The organism is Streptomyces sp. NPDC006393 (genome assembly GCF_040628575.1).
In the GTDB taxonomy this organism is placed as follows: Bacteria; Actinomycetota; Actinomycetes; order Streptomycetales; family Streptomycetaceae; genus Streptomyces.
The window spans coordinates 1-5,993 of sequence record NZ_JBEXZD010000194.1; the positions used below are offsets into that span (position 1 = coordinate 1).

General features: G+C 72.2%; 7 protein-coding genes. 6 read left to right on the top strand and 1 reads right to left on the bottom strand.

The window, feature by feature from the left end; all coding sequences use genetic code 11:
* Together ABZ484_RS38105 and ABZ484_RS38110 are read left to right on the top strand one after the other, a co-directional pair.
* On the top strand, positions 1-2,114 hold a 2,114-nt coding region (locus ABZ484_RS38105), incomplete at its 5' end, for an ATP-binding cassette domain-containing protein (protein ID WP_358870537.1).
* On the top strand, positions 2,111-2,971 hold the full coding sequence (locus tag ABZ484_RS38110; RefSeq protein WP_358870538.1) for an ABC transporter permease: 861 nt from the start codon (positions 2,111-2,113) through the stop codon (positions 2,969-2,971). The genes ABZ484_RS38105 and ABZ484_RS38110, both read left to right, overlap by 4 nt.
* 133 nt (positions 2,972-3,104) lie before the next feature.
* On the opposite strand, the gene ABZ484_RS38115 is transcribed toward ABZ484_RS38110, so the two are convergent.
* A complete protein-coding gene (locus ABZ484_RS38115) occupies positions 3,105-3,500 on the bottom strand; it encodes a rodlin (protein ID WP_358870539.1) in 396 nt (131 codons plus the stop codon).
* Positions 3,501-3,748: 248 nt separating this feature from the next.
* Here ABZ484_RS38115 and ABZ484_RS38120 point away from each other — a divergent pair, with 248 nt between their 5' ends.
* The 4 genes from ABZ484_RS38120 (at position 3,749) to ABZ484_RS38135 (ending at position 5,925) form a co-directional block, all read left to right on the top strand.
* Complete coding sequence (locus ABZ484_RS38120) at positions 3,749-4,150, top strand: rodlin (RefSeq protein WP_358870540.1); 402 nt, start codon at positions 3,749-3,751, stop codon at positions 4,148-4,150.
* A 250-nt stretch (positions 4,151-4,400) separates the two neighbouring features.
* Complete coding sequence (locus ABZ484_RS38125; protein ID WP_358870541.1) at positions 4,401-4,628, top strand: chaplin; 228 nt, start codon at positions 4,401-4,403, stop codon at positions 4,626-4,628.
* Between the two features lie 137 nt (positions 4,629-4,765).
* Positions 4,766-5,344, top strand: coding sequence for a chaplin (locus tag ABZ484_RS38130; RefSeq protein ID WP_358870542.1), 579 nt, complete (start codon positions 4,766-4,768; stop codon positions 5,342-5,344).
* Between the two features lie 341 nt (positions 5,345-5,685).
* Positions 5,686-5,925: a chaplin gene (locus tag ABZ484_RS38135; protein ID WP_358870543.1), complete on the top strand. Its 240-nt coding sequence runs from the start codon at positions 5,686-5,688 to the stop codon at positions 5,923-5,925.
* The last annotated feature ends 68 nt before the right edge of the window (positions 5,926-5,993 follow it).

Sequence of the window (5,993 nt, forward strand, 5' to 3'; positions counted from 1 at the left end):
CGATCACGTACTGGAACCTCGCCGACGCCCTGTTCCCGAACGGCGTCTTCAAGAAGCTGTGGGCGGGCGTCTTCATCAACTCCGGCGGCGGCTGCGCGCGGTTCGAGCCCGAGCTGTGCCGGATGTACCAGCGGGTCGCCGAATCCGGGAAGCCGGACGCCGAGGCCCGCAGGGTGCTCCAGGAGCGTTCGCCGTCCGCCGTCGCCGGCCGGATCAGGGTGCCCACGCTGCTGGTGCAGGGCCAGTCCGACTCGCTCTTCCCGCTCGGCCAGGCCGACGCCGCCGCCCGGGCGATCCGGGCGAACGGCGCACCCGTCGACGTGGACTGGATCGCGGGCGGGCACGACGGCGGCGACCTGGAGACCGACCGGGTCCAGGCACGCGTGACGACCTGGTTCGACCGGTACCTGAAGAAGGACCCGGGCGCCGACACCGGCCCCGCCTTCCGCGTCACCCGCACCGGAGGCGTCGACTCCACCGACGGCGCGGCCCTGCTGCGCGGCGCGAGCGCGAGCACGTACCCGGGACTGACCAGCGGGCAGCGGACCGTCGCCCTGACCGGACGCGAGCAGCGGTTCCAGAACCCGGCGGGCGCCAGCCCGCCCGCCGTGTCCTCGCTGCCCGGCCTCGGCGGCTCGGGCGGCTCACTCGCCCAGCTCTCCGCGCTCGGCGTCGGCATCTCGCTGGACTTCCCCGGGCAGTACGCGAGCTTCGAGTCCGCGCCGGTCGGCGGCGACCTGCGGATCACCGGATCCCCGACCGTCACCGTCCACACCACGTCCACCGCCGACGACGCCGTGCTCTTCGCGAAGCTGTACGACGTCGGGCCGGGCCGGGCGCGGCCGGTGCTGCCCGCCCAGCTGGTGGATCCGGTACGGGTCACGGGCGCCAAGGCCGGCAAGGACGTCACCCTCACCCTCCCGGCGATCGACCACGAGGTGCAGAAGGGCCACCGGCTCCGCCTGGTGCTCGCCTCCACCGACCTCGGCTACGCCTCCCCGGCCGCCCCGGCCACGTACACCGTCTCCCTCAGGAGCGGCCTGAAGGTGCCCACGGCACCCGCGGTGACCACCGGCGCGGCACCCCTGCCCGCCTGGGTGTGGTGGCTGCCGGCCGCGGGCGCGCTGATCGCGCTCGCGCTGCTGCTGACCGCCCGCCGCCGCACGGCCGCCCCGGCCCCGGATCCGGAGCTGGCCGACGTGCCGCTCCAGATCACCGGCCTGAGCAAGCGCTACGCCGGGTCGGCGGACCGGTACGCGGTACGGGACGTGTCGTTCCGGGTGGAGCAGGGCCAGGTGCTCGGCCTGCTCGGGCCGAACGGCGCCGGGAAGACGACCACCCTGCGCATGCTGATGGGCCTGATCCGGCCGGACAGCGGCGAGATCCGCGTCTTCGGCCACGCGATCCGGCCCGGCGCTCCCGTGCTGTCCCGGGTCGGCGCCTTCGTCGAGGGCGCGGGTTTCCTGCCGCACCTGTCCGGCCGGGAGAACCTCGAGCTGTACTGGCGGGCCACCGGCCGCCCACCCGAGGACGCCCATCTCGACGAGGCCCTGCGGATCGCCGGGCTCGGTGACGCGCTGGCCCGCGCGGTGCGCACCTACTCCCAGGGCATGCGCCAGCGCCTGGCCATCGCCCAGGCCATGCTCGGCCTGCCCGACCTGCTGATCCTGGACGAGCCGACCAACGGCCTGGACCCGCCCCAGATCCGCGAGATGCGCGAGGTGATGATCCGGTACGCGGCAGGCGGGCGCACGGTGATCGTCTCCAGCCATCTGCTCGCCGAGGTCGAGCAGTCCTGCACGCACCTGGTCGTCATGGACCGGGGGCGGCTGGTGCAGGCGGGCCCGGTGGCCGAGATCGTCGGCTCCGGGGACACCCTGCTGGTCGGCACCGCCGTGCCCGTGGACGAGCCAGTGGCGGAGAAGGTGGCCGCGCTGCCGGGCGTCGCCTCCGCCGTGCGCACCGAGGGCGGCCTGCTGGTCCGGCTGGAACCCGGCGGCACCGCCGAGCGCCTCGTCGTGGAGCTGGTGCGGCTGGAGGTGCCGGTCGCCTCGGTCGGCCCGCACCGCCGCCTGGAGGACGCCTTCCTCACCCTGATCGGAGGTTCCGCATGAGCACGCCCGCCGTCGTCGAGACGGCCACCGGCTACCGGGCGGGCCGCACCCTGCCGCTGCGGGTGGAGCTGGTGCGGCAGCTGAAGCGGCGCCGCACACTGATCATGGGCGCCGTCCTGGCCGTGCTGCCGTTCGTCCTGCTGATCGCCTTCGCCATCGGCGGCGACCCGGGCGCCCGCAACAACCAGGTGACCCTGATGGACACGGCCACCGCCTCCGGCGCCAACTTCGCCGCGGTCAACCTGTTCCTGTCGGCGGGCTTCCTGCTGGTGATCCCGGTGGCCCTGTTCTGCGGCGACACCGTCGCCTCGGAGGCCAACTGGTCCTCGCTGCGCTATCTGCTCGCCGCGCCCGTGCCCAGAGCCCGGCTGCTGTGGTCCAAGCTGGCCGTCGGGCTGGGGCTGAGCCTGGCCGCCATGGTGCTGCTGCCGCTGGTGGCCCTCGCCGTCGGCACGGCCGCCTACGGCTGGGGTCCCTTGCAGATACCCACCGGCGGCGCGCTCGACGCCGGCACCGCCGCCCAGCGGCTGCTGGTGGTCGTGGCGTACGTCTTCGTGTCCCAACTGGTCACCGCGTCACTGGCGTTCTGGCTGTCCACCAGGACGGACGCGCCCCTGGGCGCGGTGGGCGGCGCGGTCGGGCTGACCATCGTCGGCAACGTCCTGGACGCCGTCACGGCCCTCGGGCACTGGCGCGACTTCCTGCCCGCGCACTGGCAGTTCGCCTGGGCCGACGCCGTGCAGCCGCACCCCGAGTGGTCGGGGATGGTCCAGGGCACGGCGGTCTCCGTCAGCTACGCCCTGGTGCTCTTCGCCCTGGCCTTCCGCGGGTTCGCCCGCAAGGACGTGGTGTCGTAGGCGAACGACCTGGTCGTCGTGGCCGCGCCGTAGCACGTGCGCGGCCGCCACCCGCCACGGGAGAGCAGCCGACGCGAGACGCGAAACGGGCCGCCGAGCAAGACTCGGCGGCCCGCTGTCGTGTCCGCCGCGGTCAGCTCTCGGAGTTCCGGGACAGGAGCGACACGTTCTCCAACAGGTGGGCCAGCGCACCGTCCCGCTTGGCCTGGGTGGAGTTCTCGGTGCACTGCTGGTTCAGGTCGTCCGACAGGATCGGGATGTCCTGGGCGGTCACACCGAGCAGGGCGGCGCCGATCGGCAGATCGCTCACGGCGATGCACGGCTTGTTGAACGACCCCTGGATGAGCGCCATCTGCGGGCTCATGTTCCCGTGCGTGGTCGAGTTGCCGAAGCTCTGCCACGAACCCGTGGCGTTGTCGGCGCTCGGCCCGCCGTCGTTGCCGAACGCCAGCGCCTGCGGAGCCGCGGCAGCGGTGGCACCCAGCGCGGATGCGGCGATGGCCGCGGTGGCAACAATCTTCTTGATCACTGACCGGTCCTTTCTGAGGAAACCCCGTCCACCGGAGTGCTCTGGTCAACTGCCAGGCGGCGAACCGGTTTCTCCTGTTCACTCCGACGGCGGACACAGCGAAGTGTTTGTGTGTTTTCCGGGATTCCTGATTTTCGGGACCTTTGAGTGCGGCGCGAGCCAACCGGGTGAATATCCGCAACCAAACCCAAAACCTCATGTTGAATGAGGCCGTAGGGCATGCGTCGCTACGAGGAAAGGAACGCGTAGTGCTCAAGAAGGCAATGGTCGCCGTTGCGGCCGCCGCTTCTGTCGTGGGAATGTCGGTGGCGGCAGCCCCCACGGCGCTTGCCATGGACAACGACAACGGACCGTCCGTCACGAACGGCTCCGGCGCCTCGTCGTCGTTCGGCAACTCGGCGACGAACGGCAGCATGAGCCCGCAGCTCTCGCTGGTCCAGGGGACGCTCAACAAGCCGTGCGTGGGCGTTCAGGACGTCGACGCCGGCGTCGCCGCCCTGATCGGCGTCGTGGCCCAGGACATCCCGGTCCTGTCGGACCAGCAGCAGCAGCAGTGCGCCGACAACTCCACCCAGGCCAAGCGGGACGGCGCGCTGGCGCACGTCCTGGACGACGTCTCGCTGCTGTCGTCCAACACCGACGGAAGCTGATCCGATTCCGGTCGGCCCGGGCCGTCCGCCGCTCCGGCGCGGGCTGCCCGGGCTTTTCCCGGAAAGCCTTTTCGCGTGAGCAGCCGAGGACGAGGCGCAGGATGCGCGGCGCAGTCGGGTGAATTATCGGCCGATATGCGTTCTCCCGTTTTCCACTGCGTCTATTCCTCGTTCAGTGCCGCGACCGCCCGGTCGCGCCCACTCGGTTTCTGGCCGTCATCGGGGAATGACCCCAGAGAAGGGACCTTTCATGAAGAAGAGCGTTGCTGTGGTGACGGGCGCCATCCTGGCCCTCGGCGTGGCGGGCCCCGCCTTCGCCGGCGCCGGGGCCACGGGCGGCGCCGCCGACTCGGCGGGCGTGATCTCGGGCAACACCATCCAGATCCCGATCCACGCCCCGATCAACGTGTGCGGCAACACCATCGACGTCATCGCCCTGCTGAACCCGTCGTTCGGCAACGCCTGCGCCAACGTCTGACCCGCGCGGGCGCACCAGCCCCACGGCTGTGCCAGGGCCGGCCTCGGACGTCGAACTCCGCGACCCGAGGCCGGCCCTGCGACATCGTCACGTTCCTCAAGCCGCCCCGAGCGGCTTCGAGCAGGAAGACAACTAGATTGCGACAGACCCTGAGCAGGGGAGTGTTCGTGGCGGCCGCCGCGACGAGTGTGCTGTCCCTGTACGGCGGCTCCGCCTTCGCCGACTCGCAGGCGGACGGCACCTCCCGGAACTCGGCCGGCGTCCTGTCCGGCAACACCGTCCAGGTGCCGGTCGAGGTGCCGGTCAACGCCTGCGGCAACACCGTCGACGGTGCCGCGGCGCTGAACCCGGCGTTCGGCAACAAGTGCGCCAACGTCTCGGAGAAGACCCCCAAGCCGACGCCGACCCCGTCGTACGGCAACGACTGTGACGACCAGGGCGGGTACGGCGACCAGTCCGGGTACGGCGGCGAGGGCGGGTACGGAAACCAGCCCGGCGACTGCACCACGCCGCCGCCCAAGCACACCCCCCCGCCGCCCACGCGGACCGAGACCCCGCCGCGCGTCCACACCCCGCCCGCCAAGCCGCCGCAGATGGCCGAGACGGGCAGCGCGAACACCGGCGCGATGCTGGCGACCTCGGCCGCCAGCGCGGCCCTGATCGCGGGCGGCGTCGTCCTCTACCGCCGCGGCCGGACCACCGGCTCCCACCGCTAGAGGATCGCCGGACAACCGTTGGAGGAACGGCACCGCGGCCCCGTGGGACGGGCGCCGCGAGCAGCCGGGACCGCATCGACGCGAGCCGCCGCGCCCAGCCCCCCTTCCAGGGCTGGGCGCGGCGGCTCGCGCGTGTCCGGCCCCGCCGCCGGGCACGGTTCCCGACTCCAGCGGCCAGGCCGACCGAACCGGGTGAGATCAGGCGTGTCCGTGCGGGATATCAGTCCGCTGCCATGCCGAGATCACTCCTTTGGCGGCACAACCCGGACGGCCGCCAGGCGTTGACAGGGCGCCGGGCGTTCGCCCGGGTGTTTTTGCGTCAACCCAAGGAGCACTTCTCCATGTCGCGTATCGCCAAGGGCCTGGTCCTTACCTCTGTCGCCGCCACGGCTGTCGCCGGCGGTGCCGGCATCGCCGCCGCCAGCACCGGTGCGGGCGGCTTCGCCGCCAACTCGCCCGGCGTCGCCTCGGGCAACGCCGTCCAGGTTCCGATCCACCTCCCGATCAACGTGTGCGGCAACACCGTCAACATCATCGGTCTGCTGAACCCGGCGTTCGGAAACGCCTGCCTCAACCACTGACGCCCCCGCGCTCCCCTTCGGTCGGCCGCTCTCCCGGTACCCGGCATTGCCCCGGGGCCCCTCGGGAG

What these genes read in the sequence shown, in the direction of transcription:
- ABZ484_RS38110 (WP_358870538.1), top strand. Translation starts at nt 2,111, where the DNA reads ATGAGCACGCCCGCCGTCGTCGAGACGGCCACCGGCTACCGGGCGGGC.
- ABZ484_RS38125 (WP_358870541.1), top strand. Translation starts at nt 4,401, where the DNA reads ATGAAGAAGAGCGTTGCTGTGGTGACGGGCGCCATCCTGGCCCTCGGC.
- ABZ484_RS38135 (WP_358870543.1), top strand. Translation starts at nt 5,686, where the DNA reads ATGTCGCGTATCGCCAAGGGCCTGGTCCTTACCTCTGTCGCCGCCACG.